General features: G+C 65.1%; 21 protein-coding genes. 13 read left to right on the top strand and 8 right to left on the bottom strand.

Annotation, left to right across the window (positions count from 1 at the left end; genetic code table 11):
* Positions 1-389 precede the first annotated feature (389 nt).
* The 3 genes from ACTG4X_RS35815 to ACTG4X_RS35805 all read right to left on the bottom strand — a co-directional run bounded on the left by ACTG4X_RS35815 (position 390) and on the right by ACTG4X_RS35805 (position 3,190).
* A complete protein-coding gene (locus ACTG4X_RS35815; RefSeq protein ID WP_097201148.1) occupies positions 390-1,583 on the bottom strand; it encodes an ABC transporter substrate-binding protein in 1,194 nt (397 codons plus the stop codon).
* Positions 1,584-1,786: 203 nt separating this feature from the next.
* Positions 1,787-2,341: a MarR family winged helix-turn-helix transcriptional regulator gene (locus ACTG4X_RS35810; RefSeq protein ID WP_097201248.1), complete on the bottom strand. Its 555-nt coding sequence runs from the start codon at positions 2,339-2,341 to the stop codon at positions 1,787-1,789.
* 285 nt (positions 2,342-2,626) lie between these two features.
* Positions 2,627-3,190, bottom strand: coding sequence for a hypothetical protein (locus ACTG4X_RS35805; protein ID WP_440534490.1), 564 nt, complete (start codon positions 3,188-3,190; stop codon positions 2,627-2,629).
* A 324-nt stretch (positions 3,191-3,514) separates the two neighbouring features.
* On the opposite strand from ACTG4X_RS35805, the gene ACTG4X_RS35800 reads away from it, so the two are divergent.
* The 5 genes from ACTG4X_RS35800 to ACTG4X_RS35780 all read left to right on the top strand — a co-directional run bounded on the left by ACTG4X_RS35800 (position 3,515) and on the right by ACTG4X_RS35780 (position 10,402).
* A complete protein-coding gene (locus ACTG4X_RS35800) occupies positions 3,515-4,315 on the top strand; it encodes a winged helix-turn-helix domain-containing protein (protein ID WP_097201145.1) in 801 nt (266 codons plus the stop codon).
* Positions 4,316-4,791: 476 nt separating this feature from the next.
* Positions 4,792-5,817 carry a tyrosine-type recombinase/integrase gene (locus ACTG4X_RS35795; protein ID WP_097201144.1) on the top strand — a complete coding sequence of 342 codons (1,026 nt, stop codon included), beginning with the start codon at positions 4,792-4,794 and terminating at the stop codon, positions 5,815-5,817.
* A 498-nt stretch (positions 5,818-6,315) separates the two neighbouring features.
* Positions 6,316-8,487: an aminodeoxychorismate synthase component I gene (pabB, locus tag ACTG4X_RS35790; RefSeq protein WP_097201143.1), complete on the top strand. Its 2,172-nt coding sequence runs from the start codon at positions 6,316-6,318 to the stop codon at positions 8,485-8,487.
* 31 nt (positions 8,488-8,518) lie between these two features.
* Positions 8,519-9,343, top strand: a complete 825-nt coding sequence (locus ACTG4X_RS35785; RefSeq protein ID WP_097201247.1) for a DMT family transporter — start codon at positions 8,519-8,521, stop codon at positions 9,341-9,343.
* 150 nt (positions 9,344-9,493) lie between these two features.
* Positions 9,494-10,402, top strand: coding sequence for a nucleotidyl transferase AbiEii/AbiGii toxin family protein (locus ACTG4X_RS35780; RefSeq protein ID WP_097201142.1), 909 nt, complete (start codon positions 9,494-9,496; stop codon positions 10,400-10,402).
* On the opposite strand, the gene ACTG4X_RS35775 is transcribed toward ACTG4X_RS35780, so the two are convergent.
* Together ACTG4X_RS35775 and ACTG4X_RS35770 are read right to left on the bottom strand one after the other, a co-directional pair.
* The gene (locus ACTG4X_RS35775) at positions 10,399-11,280 is read right to left on the bottom strand and encodes a type IV toxin-antitoxin system AbiEi family antitoxin domain-containing protein (protein WP_257015145.1); all 882 of its coding nucleotides are present in this window, start codon (positions 11,278-11,280) and stop codon (positions 10,399-10,401) included. The two genes, ACTG4X_RS35780 and ACTG4X_RS35775, sit on opposite strands and share 4 nt — an antisense overlap.
* A 465-nt stretch (positions 11,281-11,745) precedes the next feature.
* Positions 11,746-12,318 carry a helix-turn-helix domain-containing protein gene (locus ACTG4X_RS35770; protein WP_097201140.1) on the bottom strand — a complete coding sequence of 191 codons (573 nt, stop codon included), beginning with the start codon at positions 12,316-12,318 and terminating at the stop codon, positions 11,746-11,748.
* An 819-nt stretch (positions 12,319-13,137) separates the two neighbouring features.
* Here ACTG4X_RS35770 and ACTG4X_RS35765 point away from each other — a divergent pair.
* Positions 13,138-13,734, top strand: coding sequence for an acyl-homoserine-lactone synthase (locus ACTG4X_RS35765; protein WP_097201139.1), 597 nt, complete (start codon positions 13,138-13,140; stop codon positions 13,732-13,734).
* Positions 13,735-13,776: 42 nt separating this feature from the next.
* On the opposite strand, the gene ACTG4X_RS35760 is transcribed toward ACTG4X_RS35765, so the two are convergent.
* Positions 13,777-14,487: an autoinducer binding domain-containing protein gene (locus ACTG4X_RS35760; protein WP_097201138.1), complete on the bottom strand. Its 711-nt coding sequence runs from the start codon at positions 14,485-14,487 to the stop codon at positions 13,777-13,779.
* 327 nt (positions 14,488-14,814) lie between these two features.
* On the opposite strand from ACTG4X_RS35760, the gene ACTG4X_RS35755 reads away from it, so the two are divergent.
* Positions 14,815-15,798: a GlxA family transcriptional regulator gene (locus ACTG4X_RS35755; RefSeq protein WP_097201137.1), complete on the top strand. Its 984-nt coding sequence runs from the start codon at positions 14,815-14,817 to the stop codon at positions 15,796-15,798.
* 259 nt (positions 15,799-16,057) lie between these two features.
* Here the strand turns inward: ACTG4X_RS35755 and ACTG4X_RS35750 are convergent, their stop codons facing one another.
* Both ACTG4X_RS35750 and ACTG4X_RS35745 read right to left on the bottom strand, forming a co-directional pair.
* The gene (locus tag ACTG4X_RS35750) at positions 16,058-16,966 is read right to left on the bottom strand and encodes a ParB/RepB/Spo0J family partition protein (protein ID WP_097201136.1); all 909 of its coding nucleotides are present in this window, start codon (positions 16,964-16,966) and stop codon (positions 16,058-16,060) included.
* The gene (locus ACTG4X_RS35745; RefSeq protein ID WP_097201246.1) at positions 16,963-17,754 is read right to left on the bottom strand and encodes a ParA family protein; all 792 of its coding nucleotides are present in this window, start codon (positions 17,752-17,754) and stop codon (positions 16,963-16,965) included. Before ACTG4X_RS35745 ends, ACTG4X_RS35750 begins: the two co-directional genes overlap by 4 nt.
* A gap of 278 nt (positions 17,755-18,032) precedes the next feature.
* On the opposite strand from ACTG4X_RS35745, the gene ACTG4X_RS35740 reads away from it, so the two are divergent.
* The 6 genes from ACTG4X_RS35740 to ACTG4X_RS35715 all read left to right on the top strand — a co-directional run bounded on the left by ACTG4X_RS35740 (position 18,033) and on the right by ACTG4X_RS35715 (position 23,960).
* Positions 18,033-18,572 carry a hypothetical protein gene (locus tag ACTG4X_RS35740; RefSeq protein ID WP_179830565.1) on the top strand — a complete coding sequence of 180 codons (540 nt, stop codon included), beginning with the start codon at positions 18,033-18,035 and terminating at the stop codon, positions 18,570-18,572.
* A gap of 175 nt (positions 18,573-18,747) precedes the next feature.
* Positions 18,748-19,008, top strand: a complete 261-nt coding sequence (locus ACTG4X_RS35735) for a TrbC/VirB2 family protein (RefSeq protein WP_257015144.1) — start codon at positions 18,748-18,750, stop codon at positions 19,006-19,008.
* A 12-nt stretch (positions 19,009-19,020) separates the two neighbouring features.
* Positions 19,021-19,389 carry a type IV secretion system protein VirB3 gene (locus ACTG4X_RS35730; protein ID WP_097201135.1) on the top strand — a complete coding sequence of 123 codons (369 nt, stop codon included), beginning with the start codon at positions 19,021-19,023 and terminating at the stop codon, positions 19,387-19,389.
* A 13-nt stretch (positions 19,390-19,402) separates the two neighbouring features.
* Positions 19,403-21,910: a VirB4 family type IV secretion/conjugal transfer ATPase gene (locus ACTG4X_RS35725; protein WP_097201134.1), complete on the top strand. Its 2,508-nt coding sequence runs from the start codon at positions 19,403-19,405 to the stop codon at positions 21,908-21,910.
* On the top strand, positions 21,903-22,637 hold the full coding sequence (locus ACTG4X_RS35720) for a type IV secretion system protein (protein WP_097201133.1): 735 nt from the start codon (positions 21,903-21,905) through the stop codon (positions 22,635-22,637). Before ACTG4X_RS35725 ends, ACTG4X_RS35720 begins: the two co-directional genes overlap by 8 nt.
* A gap of 270 nt (positions 22,638-22,907) precedes the next feature.
* Complete coding sequence (locus tag ACTG4X_RS35715; RefSeq protein ID WP_440534489.1) at positions 22,908-23,960, top strand: type IV secretion system protein; 1,053 nt, start codon at positions 22,908-22,910, stop codon at positions 23,958-23,960.
* Positions 23,961-24,039: the final 79 nt, after the last annotated feature.

Below are 24,039 nucleotides of genomic sequence, written 5' to 3'. Positions count from 1 at the left end.
GCTTGAATCAAGCCGCCGCCCAGGCCGTGCTTCATGCAGCGCGAACTCGGCGGGCCAATGGCCCCGGTAAAGCCCAACTTCGTCAGCGGCGCGGCATCTTCAAACGCCCAGGTGTAAACAGCAGGACAACACATGTTTGACGCGACTGCAGGCCAGCGCGGTTGCCGCCATCGATACCCTGGGCTGATGGCAAGCCTGTACGACCGAAGCCTTGAACTTGGCGCTGCTTGCGTCGCCGGCGCCGACCAAGCGCGTCTGACGGTGAAGTGTTCATGTGCTCGCCAAGCGTCAAGCGGACACGAGGCTCCTATGTCGCTGACTTGAGATCAACATGACTTCGCCGGCTGCTTTCGCTGCTGGGCCTGAACAGCCGGTTCCCCGGTCCAACCTCAGTGAACGAAGCGCCCGCCCGCGCCGATCATGGTCATCTCGACGAACCGCGAGCCGTTGTGGTTGTCCGGGGTGAAGGACACGGTGAAGCCGCCCGCATCCCAGTTGCTCATCGTCTCCAGGGCTGCCGCCAGCTTGGTCCGCGTGAGATCCCGGCCCGTGCGGCGCAGCCCTTCGACCAGGGTCTTGGCGGCCAGGAATCCTTCCATCGATCCAAAGCTCATGCCCGGCACGCCGGCCTTCTGCATGGCCCGGGCATATTCGTTCTGCAGGGCCGAAGCCTTGCCCCAGGGGAAGGGCACGACTTCGGAAATCATCACGCCCGCGCCGGAGCTGCCCAGTTCGTCGGCCAGCGCCTTGCCGCCGACGAAAGACACGCTGACGAATTGGCCGCTGTAGCCGGCCTTCTTCATTTCCTTGATGAGTGTCGCGCTGGACGTGTAGGAGCTGATCAGCACGATGGCATCCGGGTGTGCGGCTTGGAGCGCCTTGGCGGCCGCGCCCACGTCGGTGCTGTGCCGCTCCACCGTCGCCGTTGCAACGATCGCCAGGCTGCGCTTGGCTTTCGCCTTGGTCATGGCATCGAGCCCGGCCTTGCCGTACGCGTCGTTCTGGTGAAAGACCGCGATGCTCTTGGTGCCGGTGACCGACAACTGGTCGAGGATGTATTCGGCTTCGTCGAAGTAGCTCGCTCTGACATTGAAGACGAAGCGGTTGAGCGGCTGGCGCAGCGCCTCGGCGCCGGTGACCGGTGCAAAGAACGGCACCTGGGCAGCCACGGCCAATGGCAGCGCCGCCAGCGTGGTGGACGTGCCGACATAGCCGAACAGCGCAACGGCATGGTCCTGCTCCAGCAGCTCGGCCGTGTTGCTGGCTGTCGTCTGGGGGTCGTAGGCGTCGTCCTTGGCGCGCAGCTCGATCTTGCGCCCGTGGATGCCGCCGCCCTCGTTGATGGCCTGGAAGCAGATGCGTGCCCCCAGGTTGAACTCCGTGCCGAGCTGCGCGGACGGGCCGCTGAACGGGGCGGACTGGCCAATCACGATCGTGTCGTCCCCGGGTTTGTCCTTTTCCTTGGCGAAGCTCGACAGGCTCGCGAGGCCCAGCGAGGCGGCGGCGGTGCAGGACACCAACAGGGAACGCCGGATCGGTGAGTCGGGCTGCAGGGTAGGGCGTGTGGTCTGACTGAAAGGCATGTTGTGTCGAGTACCTGCTCGGCTTCCTAGAGCGGGGATCGAGAGGGTGAGTAGAAAGACAAAGCGGGATATGCCGCCGAGAAAATGACCAGCAGCAATTTTTGCGAACTTATGTACTCTCGGCCAGAACTCGAAGTGAAATTCAGCCCTTCACTTTTCGAGGTAATCGCATCGCCTGGGCAATGGCAAGCGATCCATTGCTCTCAGATGTCGCGCTTGGACCATCGATAGCGCGTGCCGCCCGAGCGGCGGTCCGCCTTCTCGGGCACCGCACCCTGCGCCATCAGGGCGCCTGCACGCAACTCAATGTGGCGCAGGCACTGAAGGAGCGCGTCGATATGCGCAGCATCGATCCCGTCGAGGAGATCGGCATTGAGATTCGCGATCCGGGGAAACAGATCCCCGAAGAGTCGCATGCCCGATGGGCTCACACGAACATGCACTTCCCGGCCATCGTCAGCATCCTGTCGTCGTTCCACCAGCTTTTTCTCGTAGAGGCCACGCAGGCCGCGTGAAGTGCTGACGCGGTCCGGATGGAGACGCTCGGCGAATTCGGAACTGGTTACCTCTCCGATCTGCACGAGCACACCGATCATTCCCCACTCACGACGCGTGATGCCGAAGCCGCCCTCGACCATGCGGGTCGCCATGGCGTTGCCTGCGCGCACTGCGCGCCACAGGCGATACAGGAGCAAGTCATCCAGTGAACGGGGAGCGCGCAATGCACTCGCATCGGGGAAGGCTTGCGTATGAGCCATTGCTTTCTTCATCTTGAAAATCGCAATGGGCAGTGTCAGCAACGCCACGGGCTTGGATGCCTGTGCGACACCCCAAGCGCCGTCCCCCGCGCATGGAGGCCGTCACTGCGTCCCGCGCGGGTTCGACTCTTCAGCGTCGCAACACAAGTTCCAGTTGGCGTCCTCCGCTGCCACGGCAGCAGGCGAACGCGGGGCCGATCGGTCGTGCGGCTTGCCACATGGGAGCCGTTTTGCGGATGCTGCCGGGCAGCGCCAAGAACATGCCAATACTTGAGAACGTGCTGCTTAGCGGCCGGCGTACGGCAGCGACGAGTGATGCACCACGATGCGCAGCTTGCCGGCATCGTCCTTCACGAAGGTCCAGGTCTTGTCGACCGTGGTGACCGTGCCGTCCGGGCCGGTGAACATCACGTTGCCCAGCGTGCTGGCCGTGTCGCCATGGATCAATACGGCGCTGTTGGCAATCTCGCACTTGCTCCAGCCCTTCAGGGCAAAGCCGGTGTCGTTGGGAAAGGCCGGATTGCCGCCCACGAAGTACGCCAGTGCGCCGTCGCGGGCGGTGCGAAAGGTCTGCGGCGATGTCGTGAGCGTCGGCTTGAACAGCACAGCGCCCTGCTGGTAGGCGTATGCGCTGTCGATGACCTTCTCGGCCAGCGCCTTGGCCGCCGGCTGCCCGCCGCTGGAATTCGCGGCGCTGATGTCCACCAGCGCCTTGCACCAGGCCTGCTGGGCGCCCAGGACTTCGACTTCCGTGATACCGCGATTGGCGATCTTCTCTCTGGCCGCAGCCGGCAGGATCGCCCCTGCGATCAGGAAAGAGGCGATGGCGACAGGGGTGAATTTTTTCATCTTCGTTTCCGGTTGAGGTGGTTGGATATCGGAACGGCCCGAGGGCTTGTCCCGAGACCCAAATTGCATCAGCGCGGAATGCACAAGGGGTGAAGCGCGCATTAAGTGGCGCTGTGTAGAAGATGAATATCGGATGAATGGCCTTCGCTTACCCCGGCTTGCGGCGCCGACCTTGCAAGCCAAGGCGGGGCAGATCGAACACCGTCTTTGCAAACGCACAGAGGCAACGCCGCCGCATCGGCAGAAATGATTGATTAGATCAATAGCTCGTCGAACCATATAAAAGTGCGACAGCTCCACCTGGGCGCTGGAACGGGAGAACTTGTGCGACTGTCTGCTTCCCCGCTTCCTTTTGAAACCGCACTGAGCGGCTCGTTTCTCGGCGCCAGCGATGCGCGCAGCGCAGAGCTCGACGAGGACATGGATCCGATGCGGGTCTTGCTCATCGACCATCAATCGACCCAGTGCAAGACCTTCAACGAGGGGCTGGAGAGAAACGGCTTCACCGTCGATATCGTGAATGGCGAGAACGCAGCCGCGAACCCGGTCATCGCACAGGACTACGCGCTCATCCTGCTGAACTCGATGCGGCCTGGCCAGGACGGATTCCATGCCGTTCGAACGATCCGGCGCAAGACGGATGCACCTCTGCTGGTTCTGACCGAACGCGACAGCGTTGCCGCTCGCATGGCGGGGCTGGAACTTGGCGCGAACGACTATCTGGTCAAGCCGTTCCAGTTTTCCGAACTGCTGGCCCGCGTCAAGGCGCTGGCCCGCAGCACCGGTGTACGCCCGCAACCGGTGCTTCGCCTGGCCGATCTGGAGCTCGACGAGCGGCGCGCAAAGTTCTCCCGCGATGGGACCGAGCTCGCATTGACCAGGACGGAGTTCACGTTGCTGGTGGTATTGCTTCGCAACCAGCGCAAGGTGCTTTCGCGGTCGCTGCTTGCCAGGCGCGTCTGGGATACGGAATTCAATGCCAGGGCCAACTCAGTGGACGTGGCCATCCTTCGCCTGCGCAGCAAGCTTGACGCCCCGTTCGAGTCGAAGCTGCTGCACACGGTGCGAGGCCAGGGGTACGTTCTCGAAGAACGCCCCAGGCCCTTGTCGAGCAAGAGCGAGTAGACGCAGGGCTGGAAGACCTGGATGTTGCCGCAGCCAAGGAGGAGGTGCGCGTCGGCATGCCGACGCGGCCTTGTGAGGTGCCTCGCCGTCAGCGCGGCATCCGGATGTCATCGATGACATGAACGCCTTGGCGCCCTTCGTGCTTTTCACAATGCCGGTGCTCGAGATGGCCGCTCCCTCCCCTGCCCCCATGTCGCGACGCAGCGTCTGTTGTCGACGGGGCAGCACGGGCCCGCGCATGCGCAGGGCCCCACGACAGGTGGAGGCGCCGTGGTTGAGCCCGGCCGATGTGGCGATGCCAGCTGTCATATCGGAAGCCAGGGTCCTGGGGCGAGTCAAAAAAATACTAACGGGAAACGATTTGAATCCAGCCCTTCTCAACCAGACACATCCCTGTATGACAGGAGTGTCCTTGGATACTGGCAGACCTCGCGGTTGCCGTTAGTATGTTTATTCTTCTGTTGCTGAAGTTGCCAATGTCCCTTCCTCTTTTCGACGAGTCGCCTCCCGCGGGGCATGCGGCCGCCTTCGGACAGGCTTTCGAGGCGTGGCAGGCCGATCAGCGCGGCTCGGGTCTGCTGCGTCGGGACGGCTCGGTTTCGGTCTACCAAGACATGTGGGACGCCTTCGCGGGCTGGTGCCTGGGCCAGTCGCCTGTGGTGAGCCTGTCCTCCCTTGGACTGGCCGATCTGCAGGCGTTCCAGGCGGCGCGATTCGGCCGCAAGACCTCGGATTTGTCGCTCACTCCCCGCTATGCATTGCGGCTGATGCGGCTGATCGACCGGGTGCTGCGCCACCATGCGGCCCAGACCGATTCCTTGGTCAACACGGCTGCCGCGGACTGGATCACGGCCAATCCCGAAGTGCGCTATGCCGATGCAGCGCATGCAGATCCCCTGCCGGAGTACCTTTCGGTGAGCGAGGCCAGGCAGCTCATTGCCTTTGTCTCGGCCGCTCGGCCGCGGCCGGGAATTCCACGGAACGCCCACGCAGCGCTGACCTGGCAGGAACTGCGCAATCGGGCGTCGGTGGCCCTGCAGCTCGGCGCCGGGCTCACGCCGGGGGATGTGCGGGCGCTGACGCTGGATTCGCCTGTCGCACATGGCGGCCGCGTGCGCGAGCGGCCGTGGAAGCTTCATGTGCCGGGGGACGGCAATTCGCCGGCCAGGGAGACACCCCTGGCACCTTGGGCCGCGGAATTGCTGCAGCACTGGCTGACCGTGCGAGCCGAAGCGGGCATCGTGGGCACCTACCTGTTTCCCTCCACACGCACCGGCAAGCAGTGGCAAAAGCCATCCCAATACGAGTGCGCGAAACGCGTGCTCGAGGACGCCGGCATGGACACGCCCGAAGGCGGCTCGTTCCGCCTGCGCCATACCTTTGCGCTCAGGCAACTGCGCCGCGGCACATCACCTGAGCAGGTGGCCCGATGGCTGGGCATCGAGCCGGCGAAGATGAAACGCTATGAACGGGTGCTGCCGGGCGTGGTCGAGGTCGTGTGATGGGAGCTTCTGCGCAATGCCTCCTTCGGATCGGGCAGGCGTCGGTCCGCGTGACCTGCGTCTTGATCGGTTGCGGCCTTGACCGAAATCACGGCACTCCGGCGCGCCTGTAGCCACCCCGGGCCGTGGCCCCATGCTCGATCGTGCAATCACGGGTGCCCAGCCGCCCACTCTGGCGCACGATGATCGGGACGCTGGAAAGCGAACGGACAGCCGTGATGAAACGCGCAAGACGGGGCGCAACCTGCGCGCAGTTCGGCTGGCAGGACGTAGCGCCCCGTCGATGCCCCTCCTTTGCCCTGCCTCACCTCGACCACACAGGGCACCACGATCGATTGCGCCGAGTGCCACACGGCCAAGACACCCCTGCAGTCTGCGGGACTTGCCGCGTGCCCCCCGCACGTCCTTCGCTTCCCGGCAACTAGCACATCGTGCAGTTGCACCCCCGACTCGATTCTTCAACGATGCAAAGGCCCGCCATGTGCCAAGGAGCATCTCATGCGCACCCTCTTGATCGACAACTACGACTCGTTCACCTACAACCTCTACCAGTACCTGGCCGCCTGCAACGCCGAGCCGCCGATCGTCCTGCGCAACAACGAGATGAGCTGGGACGAGGTCGAGCGCATGCCCTTCGACAACATCGTGATCTCGCCGGGCCCGGGGCGTCCGCAGCGCCCCGCGGACCTTGGCATCTCGGCAGACGCGCTGCAGCGCTCGCGCAAGCCCGTGCTCGGCGTCTGCCTGGGCCACCAGGCGATCGCCCACCATTGCGGCGCCCGGGTCGATCTGGCGGTGCGGCCCATGCACGGGCGTCTGGACCGTGTCTCGCACGCGCAGCGCGATCTCTTCAACGGCATCCCGGACCGTTTCGAAGCGGTGCGCTACCACTCCCTGGCGGTCACGCAGCTGCCTGCATCCCTGGAGCCGCTCGCCTGGACATCCGACGGGACACTGATGGCGCTGCGCCATGTCTCGCGCCCCTGGTGGGGCGTGCAGTTCCATCCGGAGTCGATCTGCACGGAATTCGGTGCGCGCCTCTTGCGCAATTTCAGGGAGCTGACGCAGGACTGGTACGCGCAGGCACTGCAGCGCGATGCACGGGATCGCCTTTGGCCCGCGTTGCGGCTCGAGGGTGCGCAGGCGCTCTCACTGCACGCCGAGTGCATCGACACCGCGGTCGACCCCGAGGCCGTCTTCGTGAGCGCATTCGCGCACAGCGACTGCGCTTTCTGGCTGGACAGCAGCCTCGCCGAAGTCGGGCGGGCGCGCTTCTCCTTCATGGGCGACGCGAGTGGGCCGCACACCCAGGTGCTGACCTATCGCACGGCGCCGCGCGAGTTGCTGGTGCGCCGGGGCGACGCCGTCCAGGTGCGCGACGAGAGCATCTTCGACTATCTGCGCGACCACATTCCCGAACTGCCGCCCACAGGTCCGCGTCTGCCCTTTGACTTCACCAGTGGCTTCGTGGGCTATTTCGGCTACGAACTCAAGCGGGAGCTCGACGGGGCACGCATGCACGACGCCGACACCCCGGACGCGGTGTGGATCCTCGCCGACCGCTTCCTTGCCTTCGACCATGCCGAGCAACAGGTCTGGATCGTCTGCCTGGATGAGGCCGCCCCGGGCGATGAGAACCGGCGCTGGATCCAAGCCATGCGCGAATGCCTGAGCGGCGTGCAGACGCCCGCCGGGGATGCCAGCGGGGATGCAGCCCGTGATCTGCATCCACTGGGGTGGCGGGTGGACCTGAGCGCCTACCGCGATCTCATCCTTCGCTGTCAGCACGAGATCCTGCAAGGGGAGACCTACGAGGTCTGCCTCACGAACCAACTGATCGGTGAAGGGCGCATCAGCCCGCTGGAGATCTACCGGGTCCTGCGCAGGCACAACCCCGCACCCTATGCGGCCTACCTGCGTACCGGCGGTTATGCCGTGCTGTGTGCGTCGCCCGAGCTCTTTTTGCACATCTCCAGCAACCGGGACGTGGAGTCCAAGCCCATCAAGGGCACCGCGGCGCGCGGCGCAACGCCGGCGGAAGACCTTGCGATCGCCGACGCGATGGTCGCCGACGAGAAGACGCGCGCAGAAAACCTGATGATCGTCGACCTGCTGCGCAACGACCTCAACCGGGTGTGCGAGATCGACAGCGTTCACGTGCCCAGCCTGTTCGCGCTGGAGACCTACGCCACCGTGCACCAGTTGGTCAGCACCATCCGGGGCCGGCTGCGCGCGGACCTCGGGGCGGTGGACTGCGTGCGCGCCGCCTTCCCCGGCGGCTCCATGACCGGCGCGCCCAAGGTACGCACGATGAAGATCCTCGATGAACTGGAGGAAGCCGCCCGCGGCATCTACTCGGGCAGCATCGGCTATCTGTCGCTCAATGGCGCGGCCAAGCTCAACATCGTGATCCGCACCCTGGTGGCAGCCAATGGGCGGGTCTCCATCGGCGCCGGCGGTGCCATCGTCGCCATGTCCGACCCGGATGCCGAGGTCGAGGAGATCGTCCTCAAGGCGCAGGCCCTGTGGGACGTGCTCAGGCGTTGCGGCGCACCGCTCGGGCCGAGACCGGGGACGGTGGCGGATGCGAAAGCAGCTGGCGATGCTGCTGCGCCGGTGCCCGCGCAGGAGACGCCCACGCCCGCAGCGCCGTCTTCCGGCAATGGCTAGCGCGCGGGCCAACCGCCGGGGCATCGCCCTCATGCTGGTGGCCATGGGCTGCTATGTGCTCAACGATGTCTTCGTCAAGCTGATCGCACAGAGCCTGCCTCCCGGGCAGGTCCTCGCCGTGCGCGGCGCCTTCGCCAGCGCCCTCGTCCTGGCCATCGCCTGGGGGACACGGGCCCGCTGGCGGCCCGCGCTGCGCGCGCTCATCGCGGTGCGCTGCGGGCTCGAGATCACGACCGCCCTCGCCTCCGTGGTCGCCCTGTCGCTGGCGCCGCTCGCCACGGTCAGCACGCTCATGATGACCGCTCCGCTCATGATTGCCATCACTGCGATGGCGCTGCGCTGGGAGCCTTGGCAGGGCAGCCGGCTGCTCGCGACCGCTGCCGGCTTCGCCGGGGTCTTGCTGGTGATCCAGCCGTCCGCACAGCTCGCTATCCCGGCAGCCGGGCACGCCTGCGCGCTGCTGTGCGCAGTCTCGCTGGCCGCCCGCGACCTGGTGACACGGCGCATCCCGGCCGCGGTCCCTTCGGCGGCCATTGCCGTCGCGACGACGCTCGCCGTGTGCCTGGCCGGAATGCTGCTGGGTCTCGTGGAGCACTGGGCGCCGCTCACGCGGCGCGAACTCGCCGCGCTGGCGGCCGCCGCCGGCTGCGCGGCGCTGGGCAACTACGCGCTCATCGCCGCCTGCCGCGGCGTCGATCTCTCCGTCGTCACGCCTTTTCGTTACAGCCTCATCGTCTGGGCCATGCTGCTGGGGTACGCGATCTGGGGCGACGTGCCGCCGCCCCACACTGCCCTCGGCGTGGTCCTGATCATCGCGGCGGGGGCTTTCACCGTCTGGGCGGCACGTCGCCCGTGAGCAAGCAGCCCCTGCGCCTCAAGTGCGCAAGCCTCGCTCACATGCGAGCGGCCAAAAGCTTGTCTGCAACTGCCTCTGCGATCTCGTGTCGTTCACCTGCAAAGGCAGCGCCATCGCTATCGTCATTTTTCACGGAAGGACGTGATGCCAATGGCCAAGAACAAGGTTGACAAGACGGCAGAGGCAACGGCTGTTGAAACGATCAAGCGACTGGCCGTCATGGCCATGTTCTCAGATGACGAATTGTTGGACAAGTTGGTACTGAAAGGCGGCAATGCCATGGTGCTCATTCACCGGCTGAGTGCGCGCGCTTCGGTGGATCTCGATTTTTCGATGAAGCACGATCTGCCCGATGGACTGGAATCCACTCGCAGGCGCATTGGTGCAGCGCTAGAGAAGACCTTCAAAGCAGCGGGCTATCAGGTCTTCGACATCAAGATGGAGGAAAAACCTCGCCCCCTGTCCGATGACATGGCGGGCTTTTGGGGCGGATACGCGATCGAGTTCAAGCTTGCTGATGCGGCCTTCTTTGGCGAAAGCAGGGATGACCTGAAAGCATTGCGCCGTCACGCCATCAGCATTGGACAAGGCAAAAAATTCCTGATCGACATCAGCCGTTTCGAGTACACCGATGGCAAGCAGGTGGCTGACCTCGATGGCTATCGAATCTACGTGTACTCGCCAATCATGATCGTGTGCGAAAAGCTGCGGGCGCTTTGTCAGCAGATGGATGAATACAAGCCCATCATCAAACGGTCCAGAGCAGGAAAGCCACGAGCCCGGGACTTCATCGACATCTACACTTTGGTTGGCACGCTGAAATTGGACGTCAGCTCGGATGAGGCGATCGATATGCTGGTTGAAATGTTTCGCCTGAAGCGCGTGCCGATCGAATGGCTCGGCCTGATTCAGAACTACAGGGAGTTTCACCGTCAAGATTTTCCGGCGGTGGCCGCCACCGTGAGTCCGGGCGTCGAACTCAAGGGATTCGATTTCTATTTCGACTACGTTGTACGGATCGCCGCCAACGTGGCAGATCAACTCGCAACCAGACGCTAGAGGCCACGCGGAACGTGAAGTCGCCACTGCTTCACATACACCGAATCCGCCATCCCGTGCGTCAGGTGGAAGTCGTGCGCCATCGGGAAGCTTCGCAGCAGGTCGAGTTGCCTGGAGCGATATCCCGCGCGCTCCATGTAATAGCCAATTGCCTGGTGATAGGGATAGGTGAAGGCCAATCTTTTCAGCATGGCACTCAAACCATTGACTGAGACCTGTTCTTTGGCCAACTCGAAGGCCTTGGCGACCTCGAAAACACCCCCTGTGTAGATGGGCCGCACAACCGCATCGATGAGTGTGCGTTCCACGTTGGTCAGGCGGACTGTCGCTTCTTCTGCGGCGCCGTATTTCACAATTTGCGTCACAACGCCGAGCTGAAGGGTCTTCGCGCTGTTGACAAGAACGATGCGGCGATCGCCAAAGGTCACGGCATTTTGAGTCTCCCTGGCAGCCTGTTTGAAGGCCTCATCAATCGCTGCTTGATCGATACCTGCTTGAGGACTCTGCGCTGCGCGCTCGTGACTGATGTAGATGCTCGTTGGAATTTGCTCGGTGAGGCCGTGCATGCGTAACGCGGTGTAGTGACTGAAGTAGCTGTTGGCCTTCAGGTGAAGCAACATCTCCAGCGTCGGCACGCTCCCCCAGACGTAAAGCTTTTCGGGTCTGTTGGGCAAGTCGAACTCGAACTCTTTGAGGTCTGCGCTCTTTGCCAGGAATCCGATGAACTCGTCGATGGTTGTCTTCTGCGTCAGCCTCCACCCGCGACGCTCGGCAGAAAGAATCGCTCCAATCTCTCGATGCTTGAGAACACGTGGGCCTTTTTCGTTGAGGTACGCCACGATGTCTGGCTTGGCAATTTGAATGCGTGAGCGATTCACCACGGCATTCCTCGTCGGGTTGCGTGCAGAGCTGGGAAATACAGATCAATTGCTGTGCTATGGAGCATGAATGCTCCATAGCATGATATATCTTGCCACATTTGTCGAGCTCCTTCTGTTTGTCCGGGACAGTTGCCAAGATCATGAGGAATTGCTATGCTGCGGAGCATTTATGCTCCGCAGCATCATATAAAAATAGCGTCCGTCCGACACCAGTTGGACCTCTCGGCACGCCCACCGCCGTGAAGGACGCTCGCCCTTTGCCACCGCTGGCTGACGGACTGCGAATACCTCCGAATCCAGCGACGCGATCCGCATGTTCGCCGTCTCGCCGCTGATCGCGAGGGAGCAGACGAAATCTCCCGCCCGAGGCGGCGGACATGACATCCTGCGACGAAGGAGCCAAGGACCGGCCCCGCGCCGCAACGCCACGCTGCCGCAGCGGTGCGACAACAGAAGACGCCCTCAATCGCAGAGCGAGAAAACCACGCACAGGCAGGTGACCGGTGCCTCACTGATGGCGTCGATGCCGTGCAGCACACTCGCCTCGAAGAGCAGTGAATCGCCCGGTCCGATCTCCGCCACCTTCGCGCCGTGCCGATAGGTCACACGGCCCGAGACCATGTGCAGGAACTTGAGGCCGGGGTGCTGAAAGCGCGTGCAGGGTTCGGCCTCCTCGGCAAGCCTCACGAGGCAGGGCTCGACGAAGAGTTTTCCGGACAGCAGGTGACCCAGCAGTTCGTAGCCATAGCCGGCCACCGCACCCATGCGATCCACGCGGATGCCCTTGCCGGCCGGCACATGGCAAAAGTCGGTGCGATCGAACCGGTCTACGAGAAAGCGCGACATGGACATGTCCAGCCCGCTGGCGATACGGTCCAGCGTCTCGACCGAGGGCAAGACCAGGCCGTGTTCGATGCGCGACAGCAGGGAGGGCGAGATGGCCGAACTGTGCGCGAGCTGGCCACCCGACGCGCCGGATGCGACGCGAAGCGCCCTGATCTGCGCACCAATGCGCAAGACGGCGCGGCTGCGCACGGCCTTGCCGGCGCCCGCGGCGCCGTGAACGACGCCGGGAGTTGGAGCGCCCGTGCGGTGCGAAGCGGCGATGCGACCTGCTTGCGCCCCATGCGCTCAGCCCCTGCCCGCGCCCGGATGGTCCTCGACGATCACTGGCTGACCCAGGGTCTTGACCATGGGCTCAGCCAACGTTCGGGCACCGAGATTGGCGAAGACCCGGCACCGAAACCCACCGCCGCGATGCGCAGCAGCCGTGTGAGCCAAGGCGCGCCATCGGCGCAGCGGCCAGCGGCTGCGCAAAGGCGCTCACCGCGAGAAGAACGACGGTGCCGTTGAGCCCCGGGCCACGGACGCCGAGGCGGCTCTGGCGACTGAAGCAATCGAAGCCGAAGAGATGCATGGCCGGACAAAGTAGGCACGAACCGCGAGTTTTTCTCGCGCTGCCTTCTCGATCAACCCTTGCACGTCACGTCATTTCGCCCGCACCTGCAGGGCCGTCCGCCGCACCCGCCGTCCTCCTACTGCCGCGGGCACGCCGCAAGCAGCCGCCAAGCGGTCCGATTGCACCGCGTGCAAAACGGCCTGTGTGCACGGCAGGCAAGCCGGCGCATCCGGCGCATCCGGCGCCCACAGATCGCATCGCGGGAACGCGGCGCGACGCCGCCTTCGCGACATGGCCTCATCCTGGTGCCGGCGCCGCGGTCGCACTCCGGCGCCGCGCTGCTTTCCTCCCGCGCGCGCAGGTGGCGCATCTGCCGCCGACCCTATCAACTCTGACAGTGTCCCGGCGTCTGTCATCAAGCTGTAATGCGGCCTTATGCAGCGAGAGGTGACGTCATGGAGATCATCGCGGGAACGGCCGACTCATTCTCCGCAGGGGTGCTGTTCGACATGGCGCGCTACCGGCACCAGGTTTTTGTCGAGAAGCTGGGCTGGAAACTGCACACGCGCGGGCGGCTCGAGCTGGACGAGTTTGACCGCAAGGACACCATCTATCTGATCGTGCGCACTCCGCAGGGCCAGATCGTCGGCACCAGCCGCTTGCTGCCGACGCACCGGCCCTACCTGCTGGCCACCGTCTTTCCGCAACTGCTCGGCAACACCCCTGCCCCATGCTCGCCGAAGATCTGGGAACTGTCGCGCTTCGCCGCCGTCGACAGCGCGCGTCCCGGCGCGAACGAGGATCCATATGGGTCGTCGCTCGCGCTGGACATGCTGGGCGCGGCGATGCGGATGGTCGCCAAGGAGGGCGGTCAGCGACTGATCTGCGCCTCGCCACTGGGTGTCGAGCGCATCCTGCGCCGCGCAGGCCTTCATGTGCACCGGGTGGCACCGCCGGTGTTGGTCGAGGGCCAGTATCTGTTCGCCTGCTTCATCGACGTGGACAAGGGCTGGCGCCCGCGCCGGGACCGCTGCGGCGACGCGACCCGGTGAGCACACACGCGGCCCCGGCCACCGCCGGAAATGGCCAACGGCTCAGTTCAGGACCCCGAGGCGCGAAGAGCGCGCCACAGCCGAGTTCTTGTTGTTGGCGCGCAATCTGGCGATCGCATTCGTGATGTGATAGTTGACCGTCGGCTTCGAGAGACCGAGGATGGCCGCGATCTCCTCGCTCGTCTTGCCGTCGGCGGTCCAGCGCAGCACCTCCACCTGCCGGCTGGTCAGCGGCTCGAGCCCGGCGAGCGGACTTTCTCCCAGGTGGTGCGAGAGTGCACGGTGGGCGGTACTCACCAGCCATTGGAGCCAAGGGTCCTTGGCGCGCATCTCCGCAGCCGAGAGCGGTTCGCTCGACCGGGCAAGCGACAGCATGCCGACGCGGGCATCGGCCTCGAAGACCGATTGCGCCCAGCCGATGCGCAGACCGAAGGAGCGCGCTTCGTCCCACATCTGCGGCGCGCCCCGAAAGACCTCGTCGCTCCAGATCACCGGCGCCCGGCTGCGCACCCCATGGGCGACCGTGGGATCGATCTGGAGGTATCCCGCATCCAGATACCGATGATTCCAACGCTCGTCGTAGGTGCTGAGCATCAAGGTCTTGGGACGGGTGAACGGCACGAAGATGCGCAGCCCGTAGGCGCACTGCTCGAAACCGAGGTGCCTGGCCGCCACGCGGATCTGCTCGAGCACCTGGGATGGCTCGCTCGCCTCGCTCAATTGACCGAGAACATCCTGGGTCCAGTCGTTCATAGGAGCTCTCCCTGCGGCGCCGACGCCCCCTCTTCGCCGCAAGCGCGGTCGACGCTGCCCCGGCGACAGCCCGGCACCACGGCCGTCCGAGGTGGCGGCCCCTGCACCGACCGGCCCTTGAGCCAGGCTGCTGCACGCACATGGCGATCGGTCCAGGCGAACCTTTGGGGCAAATGTTTGACAGTCTAGAAGCGCTGCGCCCGCGCGTGATGGCAAATTGACCACCATTTCTGCCAACCTCGCGAGCGCTGGCGAGGTTCAGCGCAGGGCCAGGGAGGTGATGCGAACCACGAATTGACTCCCAATTTGCGAACGATGCTCCGGGCAATGCACAAGGTCTGGCTCCTGCTGTTTCCCGGATTCCCTCTGGTCGACGTCAGCGGCATGCTTGCGGTCTTCGAGGCTGCCAACGCCCTGCGCAGGAACGGGAGCGACAGCGCTGACTATGGCGTGCGACTGATCTCTGCCGCGGGCGACCCCGTTCTCAGTTCCAGCGGTGTTGCACTGTCCGCGGGTGCGTTGCCGCATCAGCTCGCGGGTCGCGCGAACACACTCGTCATCGCCGGCGAGCCGGAGGCGGCTTCAGCTGCGCAGGCGCCGCTGAGTATGCAGCGCCTGCGTGAATGGCTCTCGAACAGCCGCAGGCATCTGAGTCGCTGCGCCATGCTGGGCGCCAAGGCGCTCCTGCTTGTGCCGGACCTTCGCCGCGTGCGGCGACGAAAGCGCCCTGCGCCGCCCGCCCCGCCGTATGCCCGCATGGAGAGATCGGCCCCGTTCGCCGCCCGTGTGGCCATGCGCGGCTGGCGGATCATCGAACCCGGCCAGGGCGTGGACCTGGCGCTGTCGTGGGTCGAGGAGGACCGGGGAACGGGGTTTGCGGACACGATTGCCTCGCGCCTGCCCGAGCCGCGCAGCCGGCGCTACGGCATGAAGCGCTATCGCAGCGTGCTGATCGAGCAGCCCGCCCATGACGCGCGGATCACCGAATTGCATCTGTGGATCGCGACGCATCTGCGCGAGAAGCTCAGCGTCGCCCGGCTGGCGCAGGAGGTTCACATGTCCGCGCGCTCTTTCGCGCGCTTCTACAAGCGCGAGACAGGCCTCACGCCGGGACGCGGTGTGCAGCAGATTCGCCTGGACACGGCCTGTCGCCTGATCGAAACGAGCACACGCCCCCTCAAGGCCATCGCCGCGCAATGCGGCTACAGATCCCGGGAGGTGATGCGCAGGGTTTTTCTGCGCAGCCTGCAGATGACGCCGTGCGAGTACCGGCGACGCCACGCGATGGCCAGTGGTAGCCGCCCCACGTAGCCGCGCAATGCCTCACCACCGGGAACGCTGGGCATCTGCGCTCAGGCCCGTCGTCGCAGCGCGCACCCAGATGGAAACGCCCGCCGCACGCACGCGTCGATCGCGTGCGGTGGCCGATCCCGCGAATGCGGCCTGCCGATGCCCGCTGACCGACGGCACGCCAGCCTGCGCCGGTGCCCCAGGTAGCAAGGCCATACAGCGCAACCTGCGCGCGTGAGCAGGCCCGCCCGGTTGCCCGGCTCGACGCAGGCATGCATCGCTATTCCTCCGTTGCCCAACACACCGGCCGCAGATCCGCCAACGGCAGCAAGGAGCGCGTCCCGTCGCCGAACCGGACCTCGCCGACATTGTTGTCCTGTGCCTTGAGCCGCAGTGACCCACGTCGTCCGCCATGCTCCACCACCAGCACCGTGCGTCCGCTGCTGGTCACCTTGGCCACCTTGCTTTCACCCGCCGGCGGCGCTGGCGAGCCATCGGGCTCGCAAGGCCGCGGGCGCGCCATCGTTTCATCGAGGTGGGCACGACTGATCGGAGCGCCCCGCGCCAGGAGTTCCTGAAACTCCTGCGGCCGATCGCGCGCAATGGCCACCAGCCGGTACAGCACCCGGACATCCCCGCCGATCCTTCCCTCCTCCACCGCCCATCGCAATTGCGCCGGAGCGTCGCCGAGCCTCGCGGCCTCGGTGATGAAGGAGCGCGGCTTGCCCAGCCGCCGCGCAATCTCGGCGCGCGAGTGCCCTTCCCTCTCCCGCTCGGCGATGAAAGCGGACAGATCGAGTGGCGACATGTCCTCGCGGTGCAGGTTCTCCGCCGCCTGCGCGAACGGATCGACCCGTTCATCCACAAACGCTGGAACGGCGGAAAGTCCCGCCCGACGCGACGCGCGCACCCTGCGCTCGCCGCGGTTGACGATGTACCGGTCCGCCTGCTCGGGGTGACATCGCAGGGATACAGGCTCCAGCACACCATGGCGGCGAATCGATTCGGCGAGCTCCTCGATGCCGTCGGCCCGGACGCTTCGACGCGGCTGGGCAGGATCAAGATCGATGCGATCCAGCGCCACCTGCACCGGCGCCCCCGGGGCGAGACAGCCAGCCTCGCCGGTCAGCAGATCGGCCGCCTTGAACTGCGACAGCGCACTCAGATCCAGGCCGTCCATCGCATTCATGCCCTCGCCTCTGGCGCTTGCGTCGTCTCGCCCGAGCCGGTGATGCGCTGCTGCAGCAGCTCGAACACCTGCATCACCTCGAAGCTTGCCTCGCGTGCCGCGCTTTTCTGCAACTGCCACACCGGCATACCCGCGGCCAGCGCCTCGGGAATTGCCGAGCGGGTCGAGATCCGTGCCGGGATCACGAACTCCCGGAAATTCACGACCAGTTCCTGCATCGCAGCCTTCTGTCGCAGCGAATGCGGATTGAACCGGTTCAGCACGATGCCCGCCAGACGCAACTGCAGGTTGAAGCGCCGCCTGACGCCAAAGATGGTCTTGAGCATGTCCGAGACACCGTCGATGCTGTACTCCTCCAGCTCGATTGGACAGGCCACGGCGGTCGCGGCGATCAGCGCCGCGCTCATGCGCAAGCCCAGCGCCGGCGGCGTGTCGATCACGACCGAGTCGAAGGCCTGCGCCAAACGCAGCACGTTGCTGCGGAATGCGGAGATCACCACCTCGGGCCTCGCGAGCTCGATGTCGGCCAGCTTCCTGCTGCCCGCAACGAGCGCGATGGCCTGGTCACGCAGTGGCACGATCGATCTCGCACCCTGACCGAACAGTTCGACCGCCTCGGTGCCCACCGCGAACCGGCGCAGCGACTTCGAACTGTTGGCCTGTGTATCAAGGTCGATCACGCACACGCACTGGCGCTGCACGTCGGCCAGCCAGCACGCATAAAGCACAGCCAGCGTGGACTTGCCGACGCCACCCTTCTGATTGCCAAAGACGACCACGTTGCCCATGCCTTGCTCCTCGCGCATCCGTTGGAGAAAACCTGGCCATCACACCAAGCGGTGTGCTGCGCGGGTTCGTCGCCGAGGGCCGCAGTGCAAGTTCTCTGCCGCCACGCACGCAGCCTCAACTGCCGCACCCGCTCGTGGTCCACCCACGTACAGAGGTGCCCCGGGAATTTGGCTCTCCGAGTGCTGGCTGCTCCACTATCAAAAGAAACAGTCGACACACGCATGGCCCTGGGTAGACAGTGCGCCCCATGCGAGCAAGGGACATTCACTGCAGCGACGTGATCGATCAAGGCAAGCGGGCAGCCTGGCGCTGCCTGCATGTTCTCGTCGGCTTGATGGCCCACACGGGCATCCTGCTCGCGCAGGTTCCGCCAGCCGCGTTGCATGCCGTCGCTGCGTCCGAACAGGCCGCCCGCGACAACGACCGCATCGCGATCCTTCGCCAGGAGCTGAAGAAGTCCGAAGAGCAGCTGGAAAGTCTCGTGCACCGCAAGGCCGAGCGCCTCGCTGCCTCCGACATGCAAGCGGCGAACGAGGCCGAAGAGCAGCGTGTCCGCACGCTGGGCGATATCGCAGGCCTCCGGCGAGAAATCGCTTCGGCGTCCCACCTCGCCGCAAGCCAGGCCACTGTGATGAGAACTGCTGGCGCTCTGCCGGCCCGCAGCCACCCCACCTTGGGCAAGGGTGCGACGCCAGCGCCAGCACCGGCGCCCTGGTGGGATGTCTATGGCAATGGCCGGCGCTTCGAAGCGCCTGTATCGCGGTCCCTTGCGCCTGGACAAGGCAGCCGTGCTGTTTCCACCCGCCCGCTGGAGTAGTTTCATGGCTGCATGCTTGGTCCACGGCGCGGCACTTCCGGTGCTTGCTGCGCAATCTCGTGAGTCCTGCGGGCCAGCACGAACCCAAGAGGAGCCTGCTTCAGGCACCCCACACCCATCCACCGCGTCGGCCTCACACGGCGTCGCCTGCGGCCGTTCGATCTGGCCCGCACTGTTGCTCATCGCGCTGCTCGCTGCCGCCCTCCCCGAGCTTGCCTTGGCAAGCAGCCCGTTCGCAACCGGCGCGAACGCCACCCAGCAGCAGCTCGTTGCCATCTTGACGCCGCTGGCGGCGGTCGCCGTGATGGTCTCCGGCGCCATGGCCTGGTTCGGACGTCTGAGCTGGTGGTGGATGGTTGCCGTGGTGATCGGGACCGTGCTGGTCTTCGGCGGCCCGCAGATCGTCTCCTGGATCCGCAGCCTCTTCGGGGTCTGAGGAGCACGCGCCATGAGTCGCAATCAGGGCATCGTCGCCGATCCGCTGTTCGTGGGCATGACACGGCCCTCGATGGTCTGGGGCATCAGCTACTCGGCCATGATGTTCAACATCGTCGTCACGACCGAGTCGTTCATCGTGACGAAGAACCTCGCCTGGCTGCTGGCTTTCATGCCGATCCACGGGGTGCTTTACCTGGTGTGCCTGTACGAGCCGCGCTTCTTCGACCTGCTGCAGTTGTGGGGCCGCACGCGTCTTCCGGCGATGCTTGGCGGCAACCTGCGCTTCTGGCGCGCCAACTCGTACAGTCCGCTGGCGCTGGACATGCCTGATTTGCGGGGGCGCCGCCGCATGCGCACGGCCCCCGTGGCGGTGAGCTGATGCGGGGGATGCCATGCAATTGCTCTCTCGCTCCGAGAAGACGCTGCATCGAGAGGTCGGCGCCGCGGCCATGATCCCGCTCGCGGCGCATGTGGACGAGCACGTGGCCCGCACGCGCGCGGGCGACTACGTCCAGACCCTGCGCCTGGGCGGCGCGAGCTTCGAGAGCGCGGACGACGAGGACATCAACGGCTGGCAGGAACGCCTCAACGTCCTGTGGCGAAACATCGCCTCGCCCAACCTGGCGCTGTGGACCCACGTGATCCGGCGCCGCGAGACCGGCTACCCGGCCGGGCGAACGGTCCCCGGCTTCGCCGGGGAAGTCGAGCAGCGCTACCGCCGGAAGATGGCCGGCGAGCGGCTGATGGTCAACGAGCTGTACCTGTCGGTCGTCTTTCGGCCGCAACCCACGCGCATCGGCAATGTCGCGCTGCGCCTGCTCGAGCGCACGGATCCCGAAGGCGCGCAATCGGAGCTGCGGGATTCCCTGGACGCCTGCGCCAAGCTGCGCCAGGAGCTGCTCGCAGCCCTGGAGCGCTACGACCCCGAGGCGCTGGGCATCTATCGTCTGGAGGGCAAGGAGGTTTATTTTTCCTCCCTCGTGGAGTTCCACGGTCTGCTGGTCAACGGGGAATGGCAGCGCTTGCCGCTGCCTCGCTCACCCCTGAACGAGGTCCTGGCCACCACCCGGCCCTTCTTCGGCAGCGAGGCCATGGAGTACCGCACGGGTACCCAAACCCGCATCGGTGCCTTCCTGGGGATCAAGGAGTACCCGACGCCCACGGCACCGGGCATGTTCGGCACCCTGCTGACAGCGCCCTTTCCCTTCGTCCTGACCCAGAGCTTCACCTTCCTGGCCAAGGGCACCGCCGCCGACATGATGAGCCGCCAGCATCACCGGATGGCGGCCGCCGGGGATCTGGCGGTCTCCCAGGCCGAGGAGCTCAAGGACGCCCTGGACGATCTGATGAGCAACCGGTTCGTGGTGGGCGACCACCACTTCAGCCTGCACGTTCTGGCCGACACCTACGACGGCGTCAGCGAAGCCGAGGGACGACCCCGCCTGAAGCAGCTCAACGACAACGTGGCACGCGCCCGCTACCTGCTGGGCGACACGGGGATGGTGGTGGCTCGGGAGGATCTGGCGCTGGAGGCTGCCTTCTGGGCGCAGCTGCCGGGAAATTTCGGCTACCGCAGCCGCAAGGCACCCATCACCAGCCGCAACTTCGCGGCCATGTCGCCGTTTCACAATTTCCCGACCGGCCGGGCAACAGGCAACTACTGGGGCGAGGCGCTGACCATGTTCATGACGCGCGCCGGCTCGCCCTACTACTTCTCGCTGCACGCGAGCGATCCGCGCAGCCCGGACGGCGGCAGCCGACGGGACGTGGGACACATCACGGGCGTGGGGCCAGTCGGTACCGGCAAGACCACGCTGCTGGGCTTTTGCATGGCGGCGATCCGCAATCGGCTGGACGCGACCCAGGTCATCTTCGACAAGGACGAGGGCCTGCACATCCTGGTGCGGGCACTGGGTGGCCAGTACCTGCCCCTCAAGAACGGCGCGCCCACCGGCTGCAATCCTCTGCAGCTGGACGACGCGATCGCCGACAACGTCGAATTCTTGCGGCACTGGCTCAGGCGCCTGGTCATGCGCACGCCAAGCGACACCCTGAGCGTGCGCCAGGAAGACGACCTCGACCAGGCGCTGCGCGGTACCCTGAAACTCGATCCACCCTACAGGCGCCTGTCCCGGCTCATTGCCTTCCTCGACATCACGGATCCGGAAGGGATGCACGCGCGCCTGCGCAAATGGTGCGCTTCGCAGCACGGGGACTACGCCTGGGTCTTCGACAACGACCGTGACGCAGTGGGGCCTCTGCTGGCCCGTCACTTCCTGGTCGGCTTCGATGTGACCGACTTCCTGGACAACGAGGTCGTCCGGGCGCCGCTGACCATGTACCTCTTTCACCTCGTCAACCGGATGGTGGACGGTCGTCCCCTGGTGTGCTGGATGGACGAGTTCGCCAAGCTCCTGAGCGACCCGGCCTTCGCGAAGTTCGCCAAGAACGGGCTGGAGACATGGCGCAAGAAGAACGCCAACATCGCCACCTTCACCCAGAGCACCAGCCATGTGCTCGATTCCAGCATCGCGCGGGCGATCGTCGAGCAGACGCCGACGAAGATCCTGTTTCCCAACCCGGAAGCGGACCACGACGAGTACACCCAGGGCTTCAACCTGACGGAGCGGGAGTTCGCGCTCATCAAGCAGGAACTCCAGCCTGGTTCGCGCCAGTTCCTCATCAAGCAGAACCACGTGAGCGTGGTCGCGCAGCTCGATCTCCACGGCTTCGATGATGCCCTGCATGTCATCTCGGGGCGCACCGGCAACGTGCGCCTCATGCGCGAGCTCATCGAGAGGCATGGGCCGCAGCCCGATCAATGGCTGGCTCCTTTTCGCAGGGCCCTGGCCAGCCGTCCTGCCCGTTCCACCTCGACCCAGGAGGCCCCCCATGCATAGGCACCTTCTCGCCCTCTTCCTTGCTGCAGCGGCTTTCCTGGCACCGATGCACGCGAAGGCCGGCATCCCAGTGATCGACGTCACGGCCATCGCCAATCTGATACAGCAGGTCATCTACTGGCAGCAGCAGATCTCCGCGATGCAAAAGCACTACGACCAGCTGAAGGCCTCGAAGGACCAGCTGACCCAGACCTACAGCGCCATGACGGGCACCCGAGGCATGGAGCAGCTGCTTCAGACCTCGGACCTCGCGCGCAACTACCTGCCTCCCAGCTACGGCGAGCTGTTGAACACGCTCAACGGCTCCTCGGCCAGCTATGCCGGGCTGGCCAGCCAGGTGCAGTCGATCATGAAGGCCAACAGCATCCTGTCCGGCACACAGATGGATGCGCTCAGCCCCGAGTTGCGCCAGATCGTCGAGCAGGGCCGGCAGTCGGCGGCTGTGCTCAACGCGACGACCCAGAGCGCCTACCAGAACACCAGCCAGCGCTTCTCGGCGCTGCAGCAGCTGATTGACCGCATCGCCACCGCCCAGGACCCCAAGGCGATCCAGGACCTGCAGGCCAGGATCCAGACTGAGCAGAACATGCTCACCAACGAGCAGTCGAAGCTGCAAAGCCTCTATCAAGTCGCTCAATCCGAGGCGCTCATACGCAAGCAGCGCGTCCGAGAGCAATCTGCATCGGACATCGGTTCTGCGAAATCGCTTCCCACCGTCGACTACTAGCGCGCAGGACATCCATATGCAAAAGACGACCTGGACACTGCTGGCAGTCATCGTCGCTGACGCGGCAGGAGGCGAAGCGCCCCGCCTTGTCCAGCATCAAACCGTAGAGCCGGTGCACGCTGCGGCCCAGCAATCACCCTTTCCTTCAGCGCCGGCCTCGAGGGTGACTGACGGCGACTGGATCCGTTGCAGGCCCGAAGGCATCCGCCGCACGCAAGACCCGAGGCCGAATCCCGCCTCGCTGGTCAACGCCCACTAGCACGTCCGATCATGGGATTCTTCGCACAATTCTTCTCCTGGCTCGATGGCCAGCTTGCCAACTATGTTGGCACACACTCGGCGCAGGTCGCGTCCGCCATTGAACCTGCCGCGGTGACGCTTGCAGCCATCTACGTGATGATCTGGGGTTACCTCAGTCTCACCGGACGAATCCAAGAACCGATCTGGGAGGGGGTCAAGCGAATCTTCACCATCGCGATCGTCCTCGGCGTGGGACTTCGGCTGTGGACGTACAACCAGGTCATCACGGACACCTTCTATCGAGCACCTGAGCAGTTGGCGGCATCGGTCGTTGGCGCGTCGACGGTCGTGAGCGTGATTGACCAAGTCTGGCTCGACGGAACGGCGGTTGCGGAGCAGCTGCTCAAAAAGGGCAGCGTGCTGGATAGCGACTTCGCGTTCTATATCGCTGGCTTTTTGGTCTATCTGCTGGTGGGGCTGACCGTTGTCGTAACGGCCTTCATGCTGGGGCTGTCCAAGGTGGCCATTGCCATCTTGCTGGCCTTGGGCCCGATCTTCATCGTCTTGCTCTTCTTTGATGCAACCCGACGATTTTTTGAATCATGGACTGCACAGCTGGCCAACTACGCACTCGTCGCAGTGCTCACCATGTTCGCTGCGGCGCTGCTGCTCGGCATTGTCAAGGCCTACGCCGCCAGTGCGGCGGCGGCAGGCGCGGGGATCACCGTCGCTGCGAGCGCACGAGTCTGCGTTGCCTCGGCCCTCGTTTTCCTGGTGATGCGCCAGGTCATGCCCATCGCCGCAGGACTGGCCAGCGGTGTCGCGCTGAGCACTTATGGCGTCGTGAGCGGAATGCTCCGCTGGGGACTCGGAGGTGCCAAGCGCACCGGCCACGAAGTCAGTCGCGGCGTGCTCGACGGCCTGCGGCGAGAGCCTGGCGGTCGCTGGGATTCGCTTCGCCGCCTGGCGGGCAATCGCGTCGGTGCCGCCGTGGTCTCCATCGGTGCCATCGGTACACCGCGCCGTGGCGGCACCGTGCTTGCCAGGGAGCGGGTCATGCCGAACCCCTCGCGCAATTTCTAACTTCAGAGAGCATGCCAATGAAGCCGTCGATCGCGCTCCCCCTGCTTGCCTTGCTCCTGGCAGCCTGCGGCACCCGCCC

The sequence above is a fragment of the Variovorax sp. YR566 genome (assembly GCF_051992195.1).
In the GTDB taxonomy this organism is placed as follows: domain Bacteria; phylum Pseudomonadota; class Gammaproteobacteria; order Burkholderiales; family Burkholderiaceae_C; genus Variovorax.
Note: the sequence above shows the minus strand (reverse complement) of the source record. Positions and strands in the feature narration are given on the sequence as shown.

Bases quoted from the DNA above. Each gene is read 5' to 3' on its own strand.
- ACTG4X_RS35815 (WP_097201148.1), bottom strand. From the start codon at position 1,583: ATGCCTTTCAGTCAGACCACACGCCCTACCCTGCAGCCCGACTCACCG.
- ACTG4X_RS35810 (WP_097201248.1), bottom strand. From the start codon at position 2,341: ATGGCTCATACGCAAGCCTTCCCCGATGCGAGTGCATTGCGCGCTCCC.
- ACTG4X_RS35805 (WP_440534490.1), bottom strand. From the start codon at position 3,190: ATGAAAAAATTCACCCCTGTCGCCATCGCCTCTTTCCTGATCGCAGGG.
- ACTG4X_RS35795 (WP_097201144.1), top strand. From the start codon at position 4,792: ATGTCCCTTCCTCTTTTCGACGAGTCGCCTCCCGCGGGGCATGCGGCC.
- pabB (WP_097201143.1), top strand. From the start codon at position 6,316: ATGCGCACCCTCTTGATCGACAACTACGACTCGTTCACCTACAACCTC.
- ACTG4X_RS35785 (WP_097201247.1), top strand. From the start codon at position 8,519: ATGCTGGTGGCCATGGGCTGCTATGTGCTCAACGATGTCTTCGTCAAG.
- ACTG4X_RS35780 (WP_097201142.1), top strand. From the start codon at position 9,494: ATGGCCAAGAACAAGGTTGACAAGACGGCAGAGGCAACGGCTGTTGAA.
- ACTG4X_RS35765 (WP_097201139.1), top strand. From the start codon at position 13,138: ATGGAGATCATCGCGGGAACGGCCGACTCATTCTCCGCAGGGGTGCTG.
- ACTG4X_RS35760 (WP_097201138.1), bottom strand. From the start codon at position 14,487: ATGAACGACTGGACCCAGGATGTTCTCGGTCAATTGAGCGAGGCGAGC.
- ACTG4X_RS35755 (WP_097201137.1), top strand. From the start codon at position 14,815: ATGCACAAGGTCTGGCTCCTGCTGTTTCCCGGATTCCCTCTGGTCGAC.
- ACTG4X_RS35750 (WP_097201136.1), bottom strand. From the start codon at position 16,966: ATGAATGCGATGGACGGCCTGGATCTGAGTGCGCTGTCGCAGTTCAAG.
- ACTG4X_RS35745 (WP_097201246.1), bottom strand. From the start codon at position 17,754: ATGGGCAACGTGGTCGTCTTTGGCAATCAGAAGGGTGGCGTCGGCAAG.
- ACTG4X_RS35730 (WP_097201135.1), top strand. From the start codon at position 19,021: ATGAGTCGCAATCAGGGCATCGTCGCCGATCCGCTGTTCGTGGGCATG.
- ACTG4X_RS35725 (WP_097201134.1), top strand. From the start codon at position 19,403: ATGCAATTGCTCTCTCGCTCCGAGAAGACGCTGCATCGAGAGGTCGGC.
- ACTG4X_RS35720 (WP_097201133.1), top strand. From the start codon at position 21,903: ATGCATAGGCACCTTCTCGCCCTCTTCCTTGCTGCAGCGGCTTTCCTG.
- ACTG4X_RS35715 (WP_440534489.1), top strand. From the start codon at position 22,908: ATGGGATTCTTCGCACAATTCTTCTCCTGGCTCGATGGCCAGCTTGCC.